Raw genomic sequence first — 21,086 nt, 5'->3', positions numbered from 1 at the left:
CCATGACTACGGTCGCCATCCCCATGCGCCTGGGCCATATCTGGATCGGCCCGCGCCCTGCGCCCACGCGGTGGCTCGACAGCTGGAAGCGGCTGCACCCCAACTGGGCCTATCGCCTGTTCGACAACGCCTATCTCACGGGACGTCGTTGGCGGAACCAGCGCCTGATCGCGCATTATTTCCGCAAGAAGCACTATGAGGGCGTGGCGGACCTCATGCGTTACGAGATCCTGTTCGAGCAGGGCGGATTCCTGCCCGGTGCGGATTTCGAAGCGTTGCAGTGTTGCGAGGAGCTGTTTTCCGAGCCTTGCACCTATACCTGCTATGAAACCTACCCCAAGCGTCGCTCTAAACTGACACCGTATCTCGCATCGGCACCCGGCACACACACGTTGGCGCTGACCATTGACGAGATCCACGAAACCTTTGCTCACGCACCTGAGACCGCACGCCAGCCGTGGATTTCGGTGGGCAACCTCTTCTTGCGCGAATTTCTGCAGAAGTACCGTGACGAGATCACGGATCTGCGCATCTGGCCGGCCTATTTCTTCGTGCCGCAACACAAGACCGGCCCGCGCTATGATGGCCCCGGTCGCATCTATGCCGAGCACCATTGGGGCAGCACGCTGGACAAGTACGAAAAGCCACCGGAGGCCGAAGCCCGCGCGCTGCACGCTGATATTCTCGCCAAGCTCGACGCGACCGAGCCCATGGCGCTGACCGACGATTTCCCTACGGAGACTGACCCATGTTGACGTTGACCTGCCCCGTCTGCGGCGTGGACGCCTGCGAGACTGAGCTTGCCGCAGGCGGTGAAGCACATCTCAAGCGCTATGGCCCTGGCTCCACCGATGAGCAGTTTGAGGAATATCTGTTCATGCGCCCCAACGTAAAGGGTGTGCATTTTGAACGCTGGCGCCACGCCATGGGCTGCGGCAAGTGGTTCCTTGCCGCGCGCGATACGGCAACGCTGGAAGTGTTTGGCACCTATTCCGCCCAAACCACCGAGCCGCCCGCTGACATCATCAAAGCCATTAAGGCGAAACGCCCCGACTGGAGCCTGACATAAATGAGCACCCGTCTTGAAACCCACGGTCGCCTGATTGACCGTTCGACCACTGTGAAGTTCACCTTCAACGGCAAGTGGATGCGTGGACATTCGGGCGATACTCTGGCCTCCGCGCTTCTGGCGAATGACCAGATGCTGGTAGGCCGGTCGTTCAAATACCACCGCCCGCGCGGGATTGTGGCCAGTGGCGGGGAAGAACCCAATGCTTTGGTCAACCTGGGCCGCAAGGACCGGCATGAGCCGAACCAACGTGTCACCACGACCGAGTTGTTTGAGAAGTTGGAGGCGACCAGCCAGAACCACTGGCCGTCGCTTGAATTCGATGTGGGTGCGATTAACTCGATGGTCTCGCGCTTCTTGCCGGCGGGTTTCTACTACAAAACCTTTATGTTCCCGCGCGCATTCTGGAAGCATGTGTTCGAGCCTGTGATCCGCCAATCGGCAGGTCTTGGCGCGGCGCCGCATCCCGAAACTCGCGATCCGGACCGGTATGAGCATTTCTACGCCCATGTCGATCTGGCCATTGCCGGTGGCGGCATGGCGGGCCTAATGGCGGCGCTGGCGGCGGGCAAGGCAGGCAAACGCGTGCTGCTGATGGAACAATCCGCCCATTGGGGTGGGCGCGCACCGGTAGATGGAGATGTGATCGATGGCCTGCCCGCCGATGAATGGGTGAAGAACGCCGTTGAAGCGCTTGAAAAGATGGAGAATGTGACGCTCCGCCTTCGCACACAGCTTTCCGGTGTGTACGACCATGGATACGCCCTGGCCTATGAGCGTGTCAGCGACCATCTGGATGATGAGGATGCCCCGCGCCACCGCCTTTGGCGCATCCGGGCCGGTCATATCGTGGCCGCGACTGGCGGGATCGAACGCCCTCTCAGCTTCCCCGGTAACGACAAGCCGGGGGTCATGCTCGCCTCGGCCGTGCGCGATTACATCGTCAACTACGGTGTGACGCCGGGCGACCGGATCGTAGTCGTGACGAACAACGACGATGGCTACCGCACCGCTCTGACGGCCCGCGCTGCAGGGGTGGAGGTCGCCTGCGTTGTGGACCCGCGCGCAGAGGTTGACGGGGAGCTTCCGCAACAGGTCCGTGCGCTCGGCGTGCCCATCAAGACGGGATCGGCCATCAGCAAGGTAAAGGGCCTCAAGCGCGTGGTGGCCGTTCGTGTGCAACCGTTTGCCGAGGATGATGGCAGCTTTGAGGAAATCCCCTGCGATGCGGTCGCCATGTCCGGCGGCTGGTCGCCGGTGGTCCATCTCTGGTCCCATTGCGGTGGCAAGCTGAATTGGGATGAGGCGCGGGCCTGCTTCTCACCCGACCCGGACCGCCCGCCGACGAACCAGAACGGTGAAGGCTTTGTCACCTGTATCGGCACTGCAGCAGGCGGGTTGACGGGCAGTGAAGCTTCAAAGACGGTCGGCCTTGGCTTGAAAGGGTTGGGCATCGACGCAGACGAAATAGCGGTTAAGACCGCCAGCGAGGCGCCGTTGGCACCGGTTTGGGTCATGCCCGCCTATGCAGGCGCCAAGAAGCGCGCCAAGATGTGGCTCGATTTTCAGAACGACGTGAAAGTGTCCGACGTGATGCTTGCGGCTCAGGAAGGCTATGAAAGCGTCGAACACACCAAACGCTACACAACGCTCGGTATGGCGACCGATCAGGGGAAACTCAGCAATATCAACGGCCTCGCCGTGCTGGCTGATGCGCTCGACAAGGGCATCCCACAGGTTGGCACCACAACCTTCCGTCCGCCTTACACCCCCATTTCCATGGGCGCGATTGCGGGCGAGGCGCGGGGCGAAATCTTCCAGCCGCTGCGCCGCACGCCGATGCATGACTGGCACGAAGAACAGGGCGCCTACATGGAACCCGTCGGGCATTGGCGGCGGCCCTATTGCTTCCCGCGTGATGGGGAAAGCCATGCCGATGCCGTGAACCGTGAGATTGACGCAACGCGCCGGTCCCTCGGGCTGCTCGATGCCTCGACCCTTGGCAAGATCATCGTCAAAGGCCCGGATGCGCCGAAATTCATGGACATGCTCTACACCAACATGATGTCCACGCTTAAACCGGGCAAATGCCGTTACGGGCTGATGTGTTCCGAGAACGGGTTCCTGATGGATGACGGCGTCGTTGTCCGGCTCGATGAAGATACCTTCCTGTGCCACACGACCTCGGGCGGTGCCGATCATGTCCATGCCCACATGGAAGATTGGCTGCAGTGCGAATGGTGGGATTGGAAGGTCTACACCGCCAATGTGACCGAGCAATGGGCGCAGATCGCCGTGGTCGGTCCGAATGCCCGCAAACTGCTTGAGAAGCTCGGCGGCATGGATGTGTCCAAAGACACGTTGCCCTTCATGCAGATGGCCGAGGGAAAGCTCGGTGGCTTCGACGCCCGCGTGTTCCGCATCTCTTTCTCGGGCGAACTCAGCTACGAGATCGCCGTTCCCGCCAGCCAGGGGCGCGCCTTCTGGGATGCGCTGCATGAGGCAGGGGCAGAGTGGAAAGCGACACCCTACGGCACAGAGGCGCTCCACGTCATGCGGGCCGAGAAGGGCTTCATCATGATCGGGGACGAGACCGACGGCACCGTGATCCCGCAGGACCTTGGCCTGAACTGGGCGATCTCCAAGAAGAAAGAGGATTTCCTAGGCAAGCGCGGTCAGCAACGAACCTTCCTCGCGTCAGAGGACCGCTGGCAATTGGTCGGGTTGGAAACGCTAGACGGCTCAGTCCTGCCCGATGGCTCTTACTGTGTGGCTGATGGCACCAATGCGAACGGGCAGGGCAATGTGCAGGGGCGTGTGACCTCGACCTACTATTCGCCCACGCTGGCGCGCGGTATCGCCATGGGTTTGGTTCACAAAGGGCCCGACCGCATGGGTGAAGTGATCGAGTTCAACACCGTCGACGGCGAACTTATCAAAACCAAGATCCTCAGCCCCGTATTCTATGACCCGGAAGGGGAGAAGCAAAATGTCTAATGCTGTCAGCGCGTTGCAGGGTGTGTCAGAGACTGGCTTCGCCCACATTAAGGAGATGGGCCTTGCTGGTATGGTCACGCTCAAGGCTGATCTTGGAGCGGCGGCCACGAAAAAGGCTGTGAAAGCGGCTGTGGGGGCGGATATCCCTGAACCACGCGGCATGAGCAGCGGAAAGAAGGAGGACGGCGTCGCTTGGATGGCACCCGACGAGCTGCTGTTGTTCTGCGACCATGCGAAGGCCGATGAGGTTGTGGCGACCCTGACAAAAGAGATGGGCAGCGCGCACCACCTCGCCGTCAATGTTTCCGACGCGCGCGCGGTCTTCACCATCGAAGCCCGTGATGTGCGGGAGGTTTTGGGCAAGCTCACGCCAGCGGATCTGGGCAATCTGCCAATCCGCGAAATGCGCCGGTCTCGTTTGGCCCAAGTGCCCGCGGCGTTCTGGATGAACAGCCACAACCACGCGGCCGTCATCTGCTTCCGTTCCGTGGCGCAATACGTTTATGATTTGCTCTGCACAGCGGCCAAAGAAGGTGGCGAAGTCGGCTATCACGCAAAGGGCTAAGTGTCAGGGAACTGGAGCTGGCCCCTTGACGTTTACCCCTTGCGGCCTCCATCTGTGCCGCAGAACGCACCACATGAAAAACAGGGGGCCAACATGGCATTCGACCTTCCCGATCTTCCCTATGCGCACGATGCACTTGCTTCCAAGGGCATGTCCGCCGAGACGCTGGAATATCATCACGACCTGCACCACAAGGCCTATGTCGACAACGGCAACAAGCTGATCGCCGGGACCGAGTGGGACGGCAAGTCGATGGAAGAGATCATCACCGGCACCTACGACGCGAACGCTGTCGCGCAGTCGGGCATCTTCAACAACATCTCGCAGCTTTGGAACCACAACCAGTTCTGGGAAATGATGGGCCCGGGCGATGGCGGAATGCCGGGTGAGCTGGAAGCGGCGCTGACCGAATCCTTCGGCTCCGTCGACAAATTCAAGGAAGAGTTCTCCGCCGCAGGTGCTGGCCAGTTCGGCTCGGGCTGGTGCTGGCTCGTCAAGGACAGCGATGGCGGCCTCAAGGTCACCAAGACCGAAAACGGCGTGAACCCGCTCTGCTTCGGTCAGACCGCGCTTCTGGGCTGCGATGTGTGGGAGCATTCCTACTACATCGACTTCCGCAACAAGCGCCCGGCTTACTTGTCGAACTTCCTCGACAATCTCGTAAACTGGGAAAACGTCGCTTCACGCATGTGAGCCGCCAACCATTCCTTGAAAGGCCCGCCTGCAACGGCGGGCCTTTTTCGTTTCGGAACCCAGACCCGCGCCTCGCGTTGATCAACAAGTGCATTCAACGATGGAGGAAAAAGGATGGCCATGCGGCACAGATCAAGCGATGGACGCAGCGAAACTCAAGAGCTTCTGGGCGACATGCCCTCCACCCCCAGCCATGCAGGCCGCGATGGCGGTGATCTGGCGCGGAAAACCGGCACGAAAGCTGAATTGCGCCGGTTTGAGAACGGATCAGCTGGCGCGACGCGCATCACCAAGTCCGACGAAGAAAAACCTGGCACCGACAACTTGGGCGAAAGGAATAAGTAGGATGGCAGACCCGCTGAAAAATCCTGAAATCGACTACGTGCGTCGTAACTCATCTCCCTTGACGACCGGGACTTGGGTTTTGGTGGCCGATGGCGAAAAGGCTTTGTTTCTGCGCAATGACGGAGATGCAGATGATCCGAACCTAAGCGTCTTCCGTGAAGAAGAGCAGGACAATCCGCCAACGCGTGCGCAGGGGACAGACAAACCCGGTCGCTTTAACGATGGCCCTCAAGTTCAGCGCTCGGCCGTTGACGACACCGATTGGCATTGGTTGGAGAAAGAGCGCTTTGCGTCCGATCTCGCCGAAATTCTTTACAAGCAAGCGCATCACGGGCGGTTTGACCGCATCATCCTATGTGCAGCGCCCAAGATCCTAGGCGAGTTGCGGCGAGAGCTTCACCAGGTGGTAACCGGCAAAGTGGTCGCGGAGATCGACTTGGTGTTGACCAATCACCCGATCGACGAGATCGCCACGCGCATCACAGACGCGACTGTCGACGCTTAGCGCTTATTCCCTCATCTCACTGCCTTGCCGTCGAAATGCGGGGCAGTGCGCTGCCTTATTGTAGCTTCGCCATCAGGTCAGGTACGTCTGCTACGGTTTGAACGAAGGACAAAAGGGATGGATCCGCAAAACCCTCGCGCACAACATGATCCAACACTGCGCGCAGCGGGTCCCAATAGCCGTCTACATTCAGCAGGAAGATCGGCTTTTCATGCAGCCGCAATTGCCGCCATGTCAGAGCTTCGAAAAACTCATCCAGCGACCCCGCGCCCCCCGGAAGAACAACCACCGCATCGGCATTCATGAACATCACCTTCTTGCGCTCATGCATCGTCTCGGTGACGACGAAAGTTGACAGGTCTGTCTTGCCCACTTCCATGTCCATCAGATGAGTAGGGATCACGCCAAAGGTTTCGGCTCCACCTGTCTGTGCGGCGCGCGCAACCGCGCCCATGATCCCGACATCTCCGGCGCCATAGACCAGACGCATATTCGCCTGTGCAATGGCCTGCCCCAGCTCTGTTGCTGCAGCCATATATGACGGGTTGGAACCGGGTCGCGCGCCACAATAGACACACAATGAGAAGGTGGACATCACTATACCTTGTGTTTTGGATTCCTTTCCCCCCTGATAGGGAGGATGTGCGGGCCGCTCAAGCCGTCATGGCGAAGCGGCCGTGGAGCGTTCCGAGGGGAATATCATGCGGCGGGGTCGTCCATGAAGATCGCGGCAATGTTTGGTTCAAGTTCCGGAGTTGTCGGCGCGGCCGCCGGTGGGGCCGTGCTGTTGGTTGCCAGCGCTGTTGGCTACTCGGTTTTGACGTCGGACGCCGATCCCGAAACGCCAGTTGCTCCGATCCTCGAAAGTGTCGAGCTCTCCCCCGCAACCCCGGAAGCACCCGTGCAACCTGACCTGGCAGAGGAGCCAGCGATTGGCGCGCCGCTGCTGGATGTGGTCCGCGTCGAGCCTAACGGAAGCACGCTGATCGCGGGCCAGACAGAGCCGGGTTGGCCGGTTGCCATTCTGCTCGATGGCTCAGAAGTCGCACTGGTTGAGGCGGACGGCGCAGGCGATTTTGTGGCCTTCCTGACGCTAGAGCCCTCAGACGCCCCGCGCATGATTTCAGCCGAGGGTCGCCCCGAAGGCGTGCCAGCTTTGCCCGGCCCGGAGTCTGTTCTTGTCGCGCCATTTGCTCTGGCGAGCGTCGATCCTTCGCCGGACGACCTCCCAACCGCTGCGGAGGGCGAAACGGTTGAGCAGGAAATAGCTGAGCCTATCGTCGATGAAGGTGATCAAACGGCCGATTCAGAAGCTGCCTCACCTGAAGCCGCGCCAGATGTTGACCCCGAAACTCTTGCAGAAGGCCCGGCAGCGCCGCAACCCGAGACCGTTGCCGCTGCACCTTCTCTAGGTCCGCCAGCCGCCATTGAAGCGACCGCCGGTTCCACCGGCCCCATCGCCGCCGCACCGAACCTTGCCACAGCTGAGCCAAGCCAACCCCCGGCGGTGCTGATCGCCGGGCCGGACGGTCTGCGCATTGCGCAGGGCCCGGGTACACCGGCTGTGCAGACCGAGGTGCAACTGGACGCAATTTCATACGACGCAAGTGGAGCAGTTATTCTGGCCGGGCGTGGTCCTGCGACGGCAGATATTCAGGTCTACCTCAACAACCAGCCAATCCAATTGGGCGAGGTCGGGGCCAATGGCGCGTGGTCGTTGCAACTGCCCGATGTCGACCCGGGCACGTACGATTTGGTGGTGGCGGAACTGGCCGAAGATGGCACCGTCGAAAGCCAGGTCACAACGCCATTCCTGCGCGAAGATCCGGAGCGTGTGGCCGAGGCACCCGCGCAGGCCGCAGCACAGGGCATCGACGTGATCACGGTGCAGCCCGGCTTTACCCTGTGGGGCATGGCCGAAAACAACTTCGGCGATGGCATCCTCTACGTTCAGATCTTTGAGGAAAACCGCGATCAGATCCGCGATCCGAACTGGATCTTTCCGGGCCAGATTTTCCGCATGCCGGAAATGGGCGACGACACAGCACGGAACTGAGCGGCAGCACTGGTAGTCCCCGGGGCGACACCCTAGGTTATGCACCTGACGAATAAAGGGGCGAGCCTGCATGCCAGCCGACACAAGTGCGCAGGGGCAAAGCGGCCCCGCGCCTAGCAACACACCCGATCCCATTGAAGCGCAGGAGGTGGCCGAGCGTCGCTCTGGCTGGCGCACGATCCGCAAAGTCGCGCCTTACCTTTGGCCCGACGACAAACCATGGGTAAAGCAGCGCGTTGTGATCGCCTTGGGCATGCTGGCCTTGGCCAAAGTGATCGCCGTCACCACACCGTTTTTCTACCGTGAAGCCGTGAATATCCTGTCAGGGGAAGGGACGTCGCCCGCTTGGATGTTTGGGGCAGGGGCCGTCGCAATCACTGTCGTCTACGGCCTGACCCGCGTCATGAACGTGGGCTTCCAGCAGCTCCGCGATGCCGTGTTCGCCCGTGTCGCACAGCGGGCGCTGCGACAGCTGGCATTGGAGACGTTCCAGCACATCCACGCGCTGTCCCTTCGCTACCACATCACGCGCAAGACGGGTGGCCTCAGCCGCATCATCGAGCGCGGGGTGAAAGGTGTTGAATTCCTTCTGCGCTTCCTGCTGTTTTCCATCGGTCCGCTGATCCTTGAGCTCGCGCTCACCGGGATCATCCTGGCCGTAGTCTTCGACATCAACTACCTGTTCGTGCTCGCCGTCACGATTGCGGCTTACGTCTGGTTCACCTTCAAGGTCACGGAATGGCGCGTTCGTATCCGCAAGGAGATGAACGATCAGGACACTGATGCGAACCAGAAAGCCGTCGACAGTTTGCTGAACTTCGAGACGGTCAAGTACTTTGGCGCTGAGACCCGCGAGGCGCGCCGTTACGATGCCTCGATGGAGGGGTATGAGGCGGCGGCGCTCAAAACTTCCTATTCCTTGGCGGCGCTCAACTTCGGGCAATCCCTCATTATCACCGGCGGTCTGGTTGCAGTTATGGTCATGGCGGCCATGGGCGTGCAATCGGGCGATCTGACCGTTGGCGATTTCGTCATGGTCAACGCCTACATGATCCAGATCACCATGCCGCTGAATTTTCTTGGCACGGTCTACCGCGAAATCCGGCAGGCGCTTGTGGATATGGGTGAGATGTTTGATCTGCTGGAACAGCCGCAAGAAGTGCGTGATGCCCCAGACGCCAAGCCTCTGCAGGTCGAGGGCGGCAATGTGCGCCTGGAAAACGTTGTTTTTGGCTATGAGCCGTCGCGCCCGATCCTTAAAGGCGTCGATATCGACATCCCAGCCGGGCAGACTGTTGCCGTTGTCGGCTCTTCCGGGTCAGGCAAATCCACCATCGGGCGGCTCATGTTCCGGTTCTACGATGTCGGCGACGGGCGGATCACCATCGACGGACAGGACCTGCGGGATGTGACGCAGGAAAGCCTACACGCGCGGATTGGTGTGGTTCCGCAGGATACGGTGCTGTTCAACGACACCATTTTCTACAACATCGCTTATGGCCGCGATGGCGCGAGCCGGGATGAGGTTGAGGCGGCGGCGAAAGCTGCACAGGTGCATGATTTCATCCTGTCACTACCGGAGGGCTACGAGACAGCCGTTGGTGAGCGGGGCTTGAAATTGTCGGGCGGTGAAAAACAGCGTGTGGGTATTGCGCGGACCCTTCTGAAAGATCCGCCGATCCTTGTTCTGGATGAGGCGACGTCTGCGCTTGATACGGATACGGAGATGGAGATTCAGGCCGAGTTGAAGGCGATGGGTGAGGGGCGGACAGTTCTCACCATTGCTCACCGTCTGTCCACCATCGTGGATGCGGACCGGATCGTTGTGCTTGAGAAGGGCGAGGTGGTTGAAGAAGGCACGCACGATGCGTTGCTAGAGCAGGATGGACGCTATGCGCAGCTTTGGCATCGGCAGGCGAACGAAGACGAGGCCGCCTGACGCCCGAAAGCGGAATATGCATAGTTGCACTTAGAGTTTAAGATATTGATTTAATGGCATAAACGGATTTTCGTTTACGCTTCTTAGACTTTTTGTATCACCCGATGATCCGCCATTGGGCCAGCGCATCAAGCCGGGTCGGACACGTCCTGCAACGTGCCCGACCCTAAGGAAGGATCACTCCGCGGCGCGCAGGGGCGGTTGCGGCGGGATGTCGTTGTCGAGTTCCGTATCCTCGAATGGATCAGCCTCGGGCGGCAGATCCTCCGGCGCAGGTGGGATCGGATCTTCCGTTGCCATCTCGTTCAACGTCAGATCCTCTTCCGGCACTTCCAGAGCCGCCACCTCATCTTCGCGCGGGTCTTCGTCCCAGAAGATGACCGGGTTCTGCGCGCGGCGAGCCTGTCGTTGCAACGCCCAATCCTGCGCCCGCTGGCTCATGCTGTTTGCACCTACCCGCGCAAGACCTCGCGCACCCCAGGACAGGATCGTCCAGAACCAGATGCGAAGTGCCAGAAGCGACGGCGTGAACAAAAGCGTCAGGAAGGTTGCGATGCCAAGGCCGAAGACCACTGCCGTCGCCAGCTGTTTCCACCAAAGCGCCGTGGGGCTGTCGATCGTATAGCCACCACTGCCGAAATCCAGGCTGATGCCGTACATCATCGGTGCCAGACCGGCCATGGTTGTGATGGTGGTCAACAGAACCGGACGAATACGCGCCTCGACCGTGCGGACAATCGCCTCAAGCCGAGGCATGTAGCGACTGTATTCCTGATAGGTGTCGATCAGAACAATGTTGTTGTTCACCACGATCCCCGCCAGCGCCACGATGCCCGTTCCGGTCATGATGATTGAGAAGGTCTGATCCATCACGATCATGCCCCACAACACGCCCGTGGTGGACAGGACAACGGCCAGCAGCACGAGGATCGCATTGTAGACGGAGTTGAATTGCGCCAGCAGGATGATGAACATCAAGCCAAGGGCTGCAGCGAAGGCCGAACTCAGGAAGGCCTGGCTTTCCGCCTGATCTTCCTGGTCGCCTGCCCATTCCCAACTGACTGAGGCCGGCAAAACATCCTGCGTCTCAAGCCATTCGGTGATGCGCTCGATCCGTTCGTTAGCCGTGACTGGGGTGGTTGGTAAATCACCCGCAATCACGCCATCCGCGATCTCGGACACATCGAGGTCGGAGTAATTCGCATAGAGCTGATAGCCGACCTCCTGATGTTCAAAATCCGCTGTCGTGTCGCCTGTGGCGATCTCGGCCACATCGCGGATCAGGGCGATGATGTTCCCGTCCGCATCGTCGACTCGTTCCAACCCGGAATAGACATCCGCCTTCACCATGAAAAAGCGCTGCTGGTTGTAGCGTTCGATGGTGGCCAATTGGGGCGTCGGCTCCCACGAGACGAAGTTGGACAGCGGCACAAGACCGTCGCGGGTGCGCACCCGGAGGCTATCGAGTGTGGACAGCACGCGCGCCTCTTCCGGGAAACGGACGCGGATGTCGATTTCCTCATCCGAGGTTGGCACGCGCATCGTGTCGAGCAGGATACCGCGCGTCACAAGCTGCACCATTGCACCCACGGTCGCCACGTCAGCGCCGTAGCGGCCAGCGGCTTCAACATCGACGTTGATCTGCCAGTCGATGCCGGGCAGGGGGAGCGTATCTTCGATCAGTGTCAGGCCATCGAGGCTGGCGTAATACTCCCGCACGATCCGGGTGGCTTCCTGAAGCTCTTCCCAATTATCGCCCGCAAGGCGCAGGCTGATAGGCTTGCCTTCCGCCGGGCCAGTGGAGGCCGAGAAGATCTCAGTCTGGATGCCGGGGATCTGGTCTAGGCGTGCTTGCAGCGCATCAAGGATCATGTCGCCGTCAGCGCGTTCGCCCCATGGCTCAAGGTCGATCTGGACCTGCCCGATTGTGTCGGACGGGGCCGCCGCGCCGCCAGTGTTGTTGTTCAACCCACCGGAGCCTGCAAAGGCGAACACGTCCCGCACACCATCGGTTTCAAGCACAATGTCCTCGACCTGTGAGACCAACGCGTCTTGTTCCTGCACGCTGAGATTGCCACGCGCACGGACATAGACGATGGCATTCTCGGGCTCGGTCGCCACGAAGAATTCCACGCCGTTGCTGTTCTCACCGAAGTAGCTGAACGTGAACCCGACAAAGCCAAGCACGGCCACTACTGAGACAACTGGCATCAACGGGTTGCCCGTCAGGAAATGAACGAACCACCCGAAGGGCGAGCGTTTGTAGCCAGACTGCACGGCCTTTTCGCGGCGTGCGAATTGCACGGTCGCGATCAGAACGGACATGATCACGCAAGTCACGACAAATACGATGCCGCCGAGCGCCATTTGCATCACTGGCGACATGTCGGCGGGCATCGGCAGCAACACACCGGGCTGCACGACGTTCAGCGCCGCCCTGAACATCAGGTAACCTGCGCCGATCGTCAGGGCGAGGCGCGCGAGATACCAAGGGATCAATCCCTTCACGACCGCCGCCGCATTGTCGATCACCCGGCTGAACCGCGCAGCCACACCGCCCAGAACAGGCAAGTAGATTAGCGCCACGATTAGCGATGCCGACAGAACGAAGATCAGTGTCACAGGCAACATGCCCATGAATTCGCCAGGCACACCGGGCCAGAACAACATCGGCAAGAAGGCACAAAGCGTTGTCGCGGTCGACGAGACGATTGGCCAGAACATCCGTTTGGCGGCGTCGGCATAGGCCTGCATCGGCCGCGCGCCTTCTTTCAGGCGGCGATCGGCGTATTCAACGACGACAATCGCGCCGTCCACCAGCATACCCACCGCGAGGATCAGGCCGAACATCACGATGTTTGAGATGGTGATGCCCATCACACCCAGAAGGATGAAGCACAGAAGGAACGATGTTGGGATGGCGAAGCCCACCAAAAGGGCGGAGCGTGTGCCAAGGGCGGCCAGAACGACGATCATCACAAGCGCGATGGCCGTCAGGACGGAACCTTCAAGTTGGCGGACCATGGAGTCCACCTGCACGGATTGGTCGAGCGTTGTCTCAACAGTGACGGAGGCGCGTAGTTCCTCGGGCCAGCTTTCCTGAACCCGCTCCACTTCGGCGCGGATCAATTCAACCGTGTCGATGATGTTGAAACCCTGCCGTTTGACGACTTGAAGCGCCACCGTCGTCTCACCGTTGAAGCGTGCGGTGCCGGTCTCGTCTTGGTAGGTCAGGCGGATTTCAGCGAGTTCCCCAAGGGTCACAACGCGGTCGCCATTCACTGTCACGGCAAGGTTGTAGACGTCCTGTGCGTTGTCAAAGCTCGACGGGATCGTGATGGAAATCGCGCCGCCCGCCGTTTCAACTTCACCGGCAGCGATCAGCTGGTTGTTGTTGACCACAGCGTTGATCAAATCGGCGGCGGTGACGTTGTAAGCCTCCAGCGCAAGCGGATCGAGGATAACCTCCAGCATCTCATCGCGTGTACCGGCCAGCCCTGCTTCCAGAACAGGGGAAAGCGTCTCAAGCTCGGCCTGCATTTCATTTGCAAGGCGGATCAGCGTGCGTTCAGGGGCATCACCGGATAGCGCCACGATGATGATCGGGAATTCGGAGAAGTTGATTTCGTTGATCGAATAGCTTTCCGCGCCCTCAGGGAACTGCACTTCCGCGCGTCCCATGGCATCGCGGACATCGGCGATTGTCTCGCCCTTGTCCCAACCGAATTCGAATTCAAGGAACACACCGGCATAGCTTTCGCCAGCGGTCGAGTTGATACTGAGTAGCCCGTCGAGGTCCTGGAACTCTGCCTCCATGGGGCGGATCAGCAGGCGTTCGCTGTCCGTGGCCGAAATGCCGGGGAAGGGGACCGAGACGAACAGGCCGGGAATGTCGATATCGGGCTCACCTTCCTTGGGCAGACCGATATAGGCCGCAGCGCCCGCCGTCAGCGACAGCAGGACGAAGGCGATGACCATGCGGGCGCGGCTGGCGGCCCAGTCGATGATGCCGGTCATTGCGTCAGCTCCTCAAACGTGGTGCGGACTTCGACACCGGCGGTCACGAACTCCTGTCCCACGGTGATCACATCCGCCACCTCGGGCAGGCCAGTCAGGAGAACACCGCGCGGTGTGTCGCGGATCATCTGGACCTCGACAAACTCCACGACGCCGTCCACAACCGTGCGGACGCCGAGGCGGCCATCATCGTCCAGCGTCAAGGCGGAGGAGGGCAGGAGGTGCGCGGGAATGCCTTCGGTCTGCACCAGAATGTCTGCTGTCTGGCCGTCCCGGATCAGAAGCTCCGGGTTCTCAACGGTGATTTCGACCCGGAAGGTGCGCGTGCTGTCGTCGGCGGACCGGCTGACGAACGTGACTTCTCCTTCGACGCGCTGACCAGAGGACAGATCCGCCCCGGCCCTTGCACCGAGTGTGACGCGATCCACCTGCGCCTCCGGCACAAAGCCAACTAGCTTGATTGGATCCAGTTGAATGATCGTCGCGCAAATGGCGCCCGGCTGCATCAGCGTTCCCAGCTCTGCCGTGTCCGACTCCAGCAGGCCCGAGAAGGGGGCGTAGATCGTCAGGTCAGCAATCGCGTCTTCCGCGCGCGTCACGGCAGCCTCTGCCGCTCTGACACCGGCGAGTGCGGACTGGATGCCAGCCCGTGCCGATTGTACGCCTGCATCGGCTGCTTCGACACCGGCCTCGGCGCTTTGCACGCCAGCCTCAGCCGCTGCAACTCCAGCAGCAGCCGACGCCGCACGTGTCTCAGAGCCGAAACCCGACTCGCTCAACCGCGATGCTGCATTGCCATCGATCTGAGCCGAGGCGAGTTGCGCCTGAGCCTGTGCCAGCATCGCGCGGGCCTCAGGAAGGCGGGCCTGCGCCTCGGGCAAGCGGGCTTCCGCCTCGGGAACGCGCGCTTGCGCTTCGGCTAGACGTGCTTGAGCCTCCTCCAAGGCGGTTTGCGATGTGCCGGGGTCGATTTCGCACATAACCTGACCTTCTTCGACGAAGGCACCGGCCCGAATAGGGGCGGAAATGATGCGCCCTGATGTCTCGGATGCGACATCAACCAGCCGGATCGCTTCGGTGCGACCGCGCATCAATACTGCGTTTTCAGTCACTTGTGCCTCTGATCGGCGCACAACGACGTGCATTCGGCCATCATCGGACGTAGCCTCTGCCTCTTCGGCTAGGGCGTCGGCCGTCTCATCGTCGGCCATTTCCTCAGGGGCATTTTGCGGCTCAGGCACAAAGCCGGCCGCGAAGTCGGTCAGGCTCTCCCGGTCGAGTACGACAAAGTAGAGCGCAACGCAGACGAGCGCCGCGGTCAGGATTGGAAACAGCTTCATGCCTTCGACCTTTCTTGTCCAAACGCCCCCCGGCGTTGGAACGCCAGCCCGTTCGCATGGCCTGGCATCATCCCGTGTTGACGAGTTACGCTGAACCGTCCGGTTCAGATTACTTTTTTTCCGCCGGAGCTACAAGAGTGAACTGAACGGTTCAGAATACTCGCCCTCGGGTTGAGTATGGGCGGGATAAACCGCCGCTCTTCCGGCCCTTGCGCCTTGACCCAATGCCGGGGTAATCCCTGCGCAACAAAGAATTCCGGGGTGGAGCGGCAGGCATGTCCAATACCGACAGTTTTATCGAGGAAGTCAGCGAGGAAGTTCGCCGTGATCGGCTGTTTTCGCTGTTCCGTCGGTGGGGATGGCTGGCCATTCTGGTTGTGGTTGCCATCGTCGGAGCCGCCGCATGGTTTGAATGGCAATCCTCGCAGCAGCGTGCAGAGTCCGAGGCCTTTGGCGACGCGCTTCTGGCCGGCCTGGAAAGCGAAGACCCTGAGGCGCGTATCGCCGCCCTGTCCGCAATCGAGACACCTTCGCCTGAGGTCGCCATGATCCTGGCCCTGCTGGCCGCGGGAGAAGAGGCCAATTCAGAAGATACCGCAGCCGCTGCGGCCCGCCTTCGCGAAGCCGCTGAGGCACCCGGATTGCCGCGCCGTTACGTCGATCTGGCGCTTTTGAAGGCGCAGATGATGGACCCGGCCCCGGAAGATGAAGCACGCCTCGTGCTTGAGCGGTTGGCCGAGCCCGGCGCGCCCTATTCAGCCCTTGCGGAAGAGCAGTTGGCCCTTGTCGACATTCGGGCCGGTAATCTTGATGCGGGCCTCGACCGTTTGCGCAGCATCGAGAACAGCGCTGCGGCCACTGCAGGCTTGCAACAACGCGCTGCGCAGTTGATTGTGTCGCTGGAAAGTGGAGCAGTGCTGGTGGACGCGCCAGTAGAAGAAGAGGCCCCTGAAGAAGAGGCGCCGGGGGAGGACGCGCCTGTTGAGGATGAAGCCGTTGGTGAGCTAGGCTCCGAAGAGGGGGAACCTGCCGAGGAACCCGCAGAAGCGGACGATGCGGCGGCAGAAGCACCCGGCGAAGAAGACGGTGCCGAAGAGGAGCCTGCAGCGGCGGAAGAGGCCGAGGCGGAAACGGAATAAGCCGATGGCCCGATTGGTCCGGCGCAAGACATTTTCAGGATCGCCAAACGATCCCAAGACAATGAGTGGTGGGCACGAGATGAGCACATTTGTTAAAGCCAGCGCCTTCGCCTGTGTCGCCGTTCTTGGCCTCGCAGCCTGTGAGCGTGAGGTGATTTTGCCGGGTGAGCGTTTCTCTATCGACACGCCGTTGGCCGATGTTCTCAGCGGTGACGCCACGCGGTCGCTTGCCGATGCGGGGGCCGCAGACGCGCCGCGCGCGATCAGCTTGCCAAGCATCGTGCGCATCGCGACTTGGGAACAGCGCGGCTATAATTCTTCGAACCGCACACCACATGCCAATCTCGGCTCCAGCCTGACGCCTGTTTGGACGGCTGAGATCGGACGTGGAAATTCACGGCGAAACCGGATTACCGCTGATCCTGTCTCGGACGGGGCGCGCGTGTTCACGATGGATGCAACGGCAGGGGTGGTTGCGACCGATCTTGCGACAGGTGGAACGGTCTGGTCCGCTGACCTTCAGCCAGGATTTGATCGCGGCGGCTCCGTCTCAGGTGGTGGTTTGGCTTTGTCCGGCGGCACGCTGTTCGTGACGACCGGCTTTGGGGAGTTGATCGCAGTCAACGCCGCCACGGGTGCTGTGAACTGGCGGCAGCGACTTGATGCAGGCATCGGCGCGCCTACGATTTCGGGCAACACCGTCTACATCGTCAGCCGTAACAATCAGGCTTGGGCGCTGGATGTGTCCAATGGCCGTTTGATCTGGCAAGTGCCAGCGACCACAACCGATCCGCTTCTCAGTGGTGCCGCGGCCCCGGCAGTGACCGACCGCATCGTTTTGTTCCCTTTCGGCTCGGGTGAGCTTTCGGGCACGTTGCGCCGGTCCGGTGCGCCTTTGTGGGTTACGTCCGTGGCCGGTGGGCGCAGTGGTGTTGCTTATGCGAACATCAATGATGTGACCTCTGACCCCGTGATCGCGAACGGGCGCATTTATGTCGGCAACCAATCGGGCCGTGTCGTTGCGCTGAACCCGGGAACGGGCACGCGTCTTTGGACCGCCGAAGAAGGCGCGTATTCGCCCGTTCTGGCCACCGGTGGTGACTTGTTTTTCGTGTCCGACCGCAACGAGCTTATCCGCCTTGATGCCGGATCGGGCGCACGCGTCTGGGGCACGGAACTGCCGCTTTATGTCAATGATCGGGAGCGTCGCCGTCGGGCCGTCTTCACCCATTTCGGGCCAATCCTTGCGGGTGGTCGCCTGGTTGTGGTCTCAGGCGATGGAAATATCCGTTTCTTCAGCCCGGAAAGCGGCCAGTTGGTCGGTGCGGTTGAAATGCGCGATGGCGCGGCAGCCCACCCGATTGTGGTCAACGACACGCTGCTGGTTGTGACAGAGGGCGGTCGGCTACAAGCTTTCCGCTAAGGGGCCGCCGTCACGCCATCAGCGCCGCGCGAATATCTGGATCGACCCAGAACAGGGCGCTGTAAACCAAAAGCCTGAGCGCGTTGAACCAGATTGCGGAAACCTCACGTAAAAGGGGTTTGGGCCGGTCCACCATCGACGAGGATGAGGATAGGCGAACATCCTGAAAGCCCATTGCGCGGAACGAGACCCACGATCGGGGCAAATGATATGCGTCTGTCACCACGATTACGGGCTGCTCAACGTCGCTTATGTCGGCAGAGAATAGCGCGTTTTGCAGGGTGGAACGTGACATGGCCTCAAGCGAGACCGCTTCTGCCGGGACCCCCAAGGCCAGGATGTGATCCACCATCAGTGTGCCGGTGCCTGATCCTGTGACAAGAATTTCGTCCGCCAATCCGGCCAGAAGCAACTCGGCGCACCGTTCAGCCCTCGAGGTGCTGTCGCTGGCCAGAACACCCTGATGTGACTGGCCACCGAGGCAAATCACCTGTGCAGCAGGGGCAGGAAGCGTGTCACGCGGCCAAAACCAGTTGCAAAGCAGGACCATTGCAAGCGTCGCGGCATAGAAGATCACCATCAGCCGCAGAACGCGCCGGACGCGCCGCATTTTGATGGGCCGGATCAGGGCCAAATGAACTGCCAATCAAAAACTGCCAAAAGGGCAAATGTCTCGATATGTGCCGACATGGCCCGCTCTTACCTGCCAAAGGTCTTCAAAGCATGAACATCTTTCGCAACCGTTCGTGGGTCATTCCCACTCGATCGTGCCGGGCGGTTTTGAGGTGATGTCGTATGTGACCCGATTGATCCCGGGAACTTCGTTGATGATCCGCGTTGCCGTCTCGCCAAGGAACTCATGGCTGAACGGATAATAGTCGGCGGTCATGCCATCGACCGATGTTACAGCGCGCAGGGCGCAGGCGTAATCATATGTGCGCCCGTCGCCCATCACGCCCACGGTGCGCACGGGCAGGATCGCGACAAAAGCCTGCCAGATTTCATCATAAAGGCCGTGCTTCCGGATTTGGTCGATATAGACGGCATCAGCCAGCCGCAGGATATCCAGCTTCTCCCGCGTGATCTCACCTGGGCAGCGGATGGCGAGGCCGGGGCCGGGGAAGGGGTGGCGCGCGATGAAATGGGCCGGCAGACCAAGTTCGTGGCCCAAGGCCCGCACCTCGTCCTTGAAGAGCTCGCGCAGCGGCTCCACCAGCTTCAGACCCATCTTTTCGGGCAGGCCGCCGACATTGTGGTGGGATTTGATCGTCACCGAGGGCCCACCGGAGAACGACACGCTTTCAATCACATCCGGATAAAGTGTGCCCTGCGCTAGGTATTTTGCGCCTTCGATTTCGTTGGCGTATTTCTGGAACACGTCGATGAAGAGCTTGCCAATGATCTTCCGCTTCGTCTCAGGGTCGCTGACCCCCTCCAACTCGCCCAGAAACAGCTCCTGCTCTTCGGCGTGGATGACCGAAAGGTTCATATGATCGCGGAACATAGCCACAACCTCTTCGCCTTCCTTGTGGCGTAGCAAGCCGTGATCCACGAAGACGCAGGTCAACTGATCGCCAATGGCTTCGTGCAGCAGCGCCGCCGTCACCGACGAGTCCACGCCGCCTGACAGGGCGCAGATCACCTTGGCATCGCCCACCTGTGCGCGGATCGCCTCGACCGCCTGCTCGCGGTAGGCTTCCATCGTCCAGTCGCCCGAGAACCCGGCGAGCCGCACGAAATTCTCATATAGCTTCGCGCCCTTGGGCGTGTGATGTACCTCTGGGTGGAACTGCACGGCATAGAAATGCCGGCTCAGATCAGCCGTGATCGCGTAGGGCGCGTTGGGCGAGGTGCCATAGACCTCAAAGCCGGGGGCCAGCTTCGCAACGTGATCTCCATGGCTCATCCATACCTGTTCGCGGCCATCCTGTTCCGGAGTGCCGAACCAACCGGTCAGAAGGTCCAGCTCCCCCTTCGGCTCCACAAAGGCGCGTCCGAATTCGGCGGTGCCGCCACCGCCAGAGATTTTGCCGCCGTGCACTTCGCCGCCAAGGTCCTGCATCATCACCTGCTGGCCGTAGCAGATGCCCAGGATCGGAACGCCCGCGTCGTAGGCAGCCTGCGGAGGACGCGGCGAGCCTTCACGAACAACCGAATCCGGCCCGCCCGAGAAGATGATCGCCTTTGGCGCGAAGGCTTCGATGAAAGCGTCATCAACGTTTTGATAGGGGTGGATCTCGCAATACACGCTCAACTCGCGCAGGCGGCGGGCGATCAATTGCGTGACCTGCGACCCGAAGTCGATGATCAGCAGGCGTTCATGGTCGGCGGGGTCGGGGACAGCAGCGTTGGTCATGGACGCGGATTAAGCCGCGGGGCAGGGGCGTGCAAGGCCCTGACTAGAGAAGCGCCAACACACCATCGGGAAACAGCACAGCCTGACCGCTTTTGAAACTGTCCAGCGGGACCCAATCAAGGGCAGTGACACGGCCTGCCTCTTCAAGCAGGAACCGCTTTGGTTGGATCAATCCGGGACGGATCACTACGGCTTCATGAACGAACACGATCTCATGCCCCAACGCGCCTTCATGCTGAAAGATGTTTTCCAACACAGCGCGGCGCGGACCGACCTTTACCTCTGCCCGGACCTCTTCTTTGAATTCACGGGCAAGGGCATCGGCGGCGGTTTCACCGATTTCGATTCCGCCTCCCAGTGGGCGATACCCCTTGATCCCGCCGTCGTCGCAGGTGACCTCAGCGCATAGAAGTCTGCCATTGTCCTTAATCAGGCCGATGGCGATGCATCTAGGGTAAGGGGAAGGCCGCCAATGGTGTGTGACTGTTTCGTCTGCCATCCCTTTCCTTAAGGGCGTTCGCGCGGAACCCGCAAGCACGCGACCATGTCGCATCCGCGTCGCAGATGACGTAATTCGCCCGCTGACCGGTTGGCCCGCGCGTTAGACACCTTCCAACGGGTCATTTGCCTTTGGAGGGTGTC

Annotated in this window: 17 protein-coding genes; 11 read left to right on the top strand and 6 right to left on the bottom strand. The window is 60.7% G+C overall.

The features are described 5' to 3' along the window. The first annotated feature begins 2 nt into the window (after positions 1–2). The 7 genes from V8J81_RS07370 (at position 3) to V8J81_RS07340 (ending at position 6,174) form a co-directional block, all read left to right on the top strand. Positions 3–755, top strand: a complete 753-nt coding sequence (locus tag V8J81_RS07370; protein ID WP_368475100.1) for a glycosyltransferase family 32 protein — start codon at positions 3–5, stop codon at positions 753–755. Continuing rightward, complete coding sequence (locus V8J81_RS07365; RefSeq protein WP_368475099.1) at positions 749–1,069, top strand: sarcosine oxidase subunit delta; 321 nt, start codon at positions 749–751, stop codon at positions 1,067–1,069. The genes V8J81_RS07370 and V8J81_RS07365 overlap by 7 nt, the downstream gene beginning before the upstream one ends. Continuing rightward, positions 1,070–4,066, top strand: a complete 2,997-nt coding sequence (locus tag V8J81_RS07360) for a sarcosine oxidase subunit alpha family protein (RefSeq protein WP_368475098.1) — start codon at positions 1,070–1,072, stop codon at positions 4,064–4,066. Beyond that, positions 4,059–4,631: a sarcosine oxidase subunit gamma gene (locus tag V8J81_RS07355; RefSeq protein WP_368475097.1), complete on the top strand. Its 573-nt coding sequence runs from the start codon at positions 4,059–4,061 to the stop codon at positions 4,629–4,631. Before V8J81_RS07360 ends, V8J81_RS07355 begins: the two co-directional genes overlap by 8 nt. 93 nt (positions 4,632–4,724) lie before the next feature. Further along, positions 4,725–5,324, top strand: a complete 600-nt coding sequence (locus tag V8J81_RS07350) for a superoxide dismutase (RefSeq protein ID WP_368475096.1) — start codon at positions 4,725–4,727, stop codon at positions 5,322–5,324. Between the two features lie 120 nt (positions 5,325–5,444). After that, a complete protein-coding gene (locus V8J81_RS07345) occupies positions 5,445–5,669 on the top strand; it encodes a hypothetical protein (protein WP_368475095.1) in 225 nt (74 codons plus the stop codon). Position 5,670: 1 nt separating this feature from the next. Next, entirely contained in the window at positions 5,671–6,174 is a 504-nt protein-coding gene (locus tag V8J81_RS07340; protein WP_368475094.1) for a host attachment family protein, read from the top strand. 55 nt (positions 6,175–6,229) lie between these two features. Here the strand turns inward: V8J81_RS07340 and V8J81_RS07335 are convergent, their stop codons facing one another. Then, on the bottom strand, positions 6,230–6,769 hold the full coding sequence (locus V8J81_RS07335; protein WP_368475093.1) for an LOG family protein: 540 nt from the start codon (positions 6,767–6,769) through the stop codon (positions 6,230–6,232). A gap of 123 nt (positions 6,770–6,892) precedes the next feature. On the opposite strand from V8J81_RS07335, the gene V8J81_RS07330 reads away from it, so the two are divergent. Then, on the top strand, positions 6,893–8,230 hold the full coding sequence (locus tag V8J81_RS07330; protein WP_368475092.1) for a LysM peptidoglycan-binding domain-containing protein: 1,338 nt from the start codon (positions 6,893–6,895) through the stop codon (positions 8,228–8,230). A 70-nt stretch (positions 8,231–8,300) separates the two neighbouring features. Beyond that, entirely contained in the window at positions 8,301–10,169 is a 1,869-nt protein-coding gene (locus V8J81_RS07325) for an ABCB family ABC transporter ATP-binding protein/permease (RefSeq protein ID WP_368475091.1), read from the top strand. Positions 10,170–10,346: 177 nt separating this feature from the next. Here the strand turns inward: V8J81_RS07325 and V8J81_RS07320 are convergent, their stop codons facing one another. After that, the gene (locus V8J81_RS07320) at positions 10,347–14,186 is read right to left on the bottom strand and encodes an efflux RND transporter permease subunit (RefSeq protein ID WP_368475090.1); all 3,840 of its coding nucleotides are present in this window, start codon (positions 14,184–14,186) and stop codon (positions 10,347–10,349) included. Further along, positions 14,183–15,526 carry an efflux RND transporter periplasmic adaptor subunit gene (locus V8J81_RS07315; protein ID WP_368475089.1) on the bottom strand — a complete coding sequence of 448 codons (1,344 nt, stop codon included), beginning with the start codon at positions 15,524–15,526 and terminating at the stop codon, positions 14,183–14,185. Before V8J81_RS07315 ends, V8J81_RS07320 begins: the two co-directional genes overlap by 4 nt. A 275-nt stretch (positions 15,527–15,801) precedes the next feature. Here V8J81_RS07315 and V8J81_RS07310 point away from each other — a divergent pair, with 275 nt between their 5' ends. Continuing rightward, positions 15,802–16,665, top strand: coding sequence for a tetratricopeptide repeat protein (locus V8J81_RS07310; RefSeq protein ID WP_368475088.1), 864 nt, complete (start codon positions 15,802–15,804; stop codon positions 16,663–16,665). Positions 16,666–16,744: 79 nt separating this feature from the next. Continuing rightward, the gene (locus V8J81_RS07305) at positions 16,745–18,088 is read left to right on the top strand and encodes an outer membrane protein assembly factor BamB family protein (protein WP_368475087.1); all 1,344 of its coding nucleotides are present in this window, start codon (positions 16,745–16,747) and stop codon (positions 18,086–18,088) included. A gap of 10 nt (positions 18,089–18,098) precedes the next feature. Here V8J81_RS07305 and V8J81_RS07300 read toward each other — a convergent pair whose 3' ends face one another. The 3 genes from V8J81_RS07300 to V8J81_RS07290 all read right to left on the bottom strand — a co-directional run bounded on the left by V8J81_RS07300 (position 18,099) and on the right by V8J81_RS07290 (position 20,943). Then, the gene (locus V8J81_RS07300; protein WP_368475086.1) at positions 18,099–18,734 is read right to left on the bottom strand and encodes a YdcF family protein; all 636 of its coding nucleotides are present in this window, start codon (positions 18,732–18,734) and stop codon (positions 18,099–18,101) included. A 105-nt stretch (positions 18,735–18,839) separates the two neighbouring features. Then, complete coding sequence (gene guaA, locus V8J81_RS07295) at positions 18,840–20,444, bottom strand: glutamine-hydrolyzing GMP synthase (protein WP_368475085.1); 1,605 nt, start codon at positions 20,442–20,444, stop codon at positions 18,840–18,842. Between the two features lie 43 nt (positions 20,445–20,487). Then, a complete protein-coding gene (locus V8J81_RS07290) occupies positions 20,488–20,943 on the bottom strand; it encodes an NUDIX hydrolase (RefSeq protein WP_368475084.1) in 456 nt (151 codons plus the stop codon). Positions 20,944–21,086: the final 143 nt, after the last annotated feature.

This window comes from Gymnodinialimonas sp. 202GB13-11 (genome assembly GCF_040932485.1).
GTDB classification, from domain to species: Bacteria; Pseudomonadota; Alphaproteobacteria; order Rhodobacterales; family Rhodobacteraceae; genus Gymnodinialimonas; species Gymnodinialimonas hymeniacidonis.
This window is presented reverse-complemented; position numbering and strand designations above follow the sequence as displayed.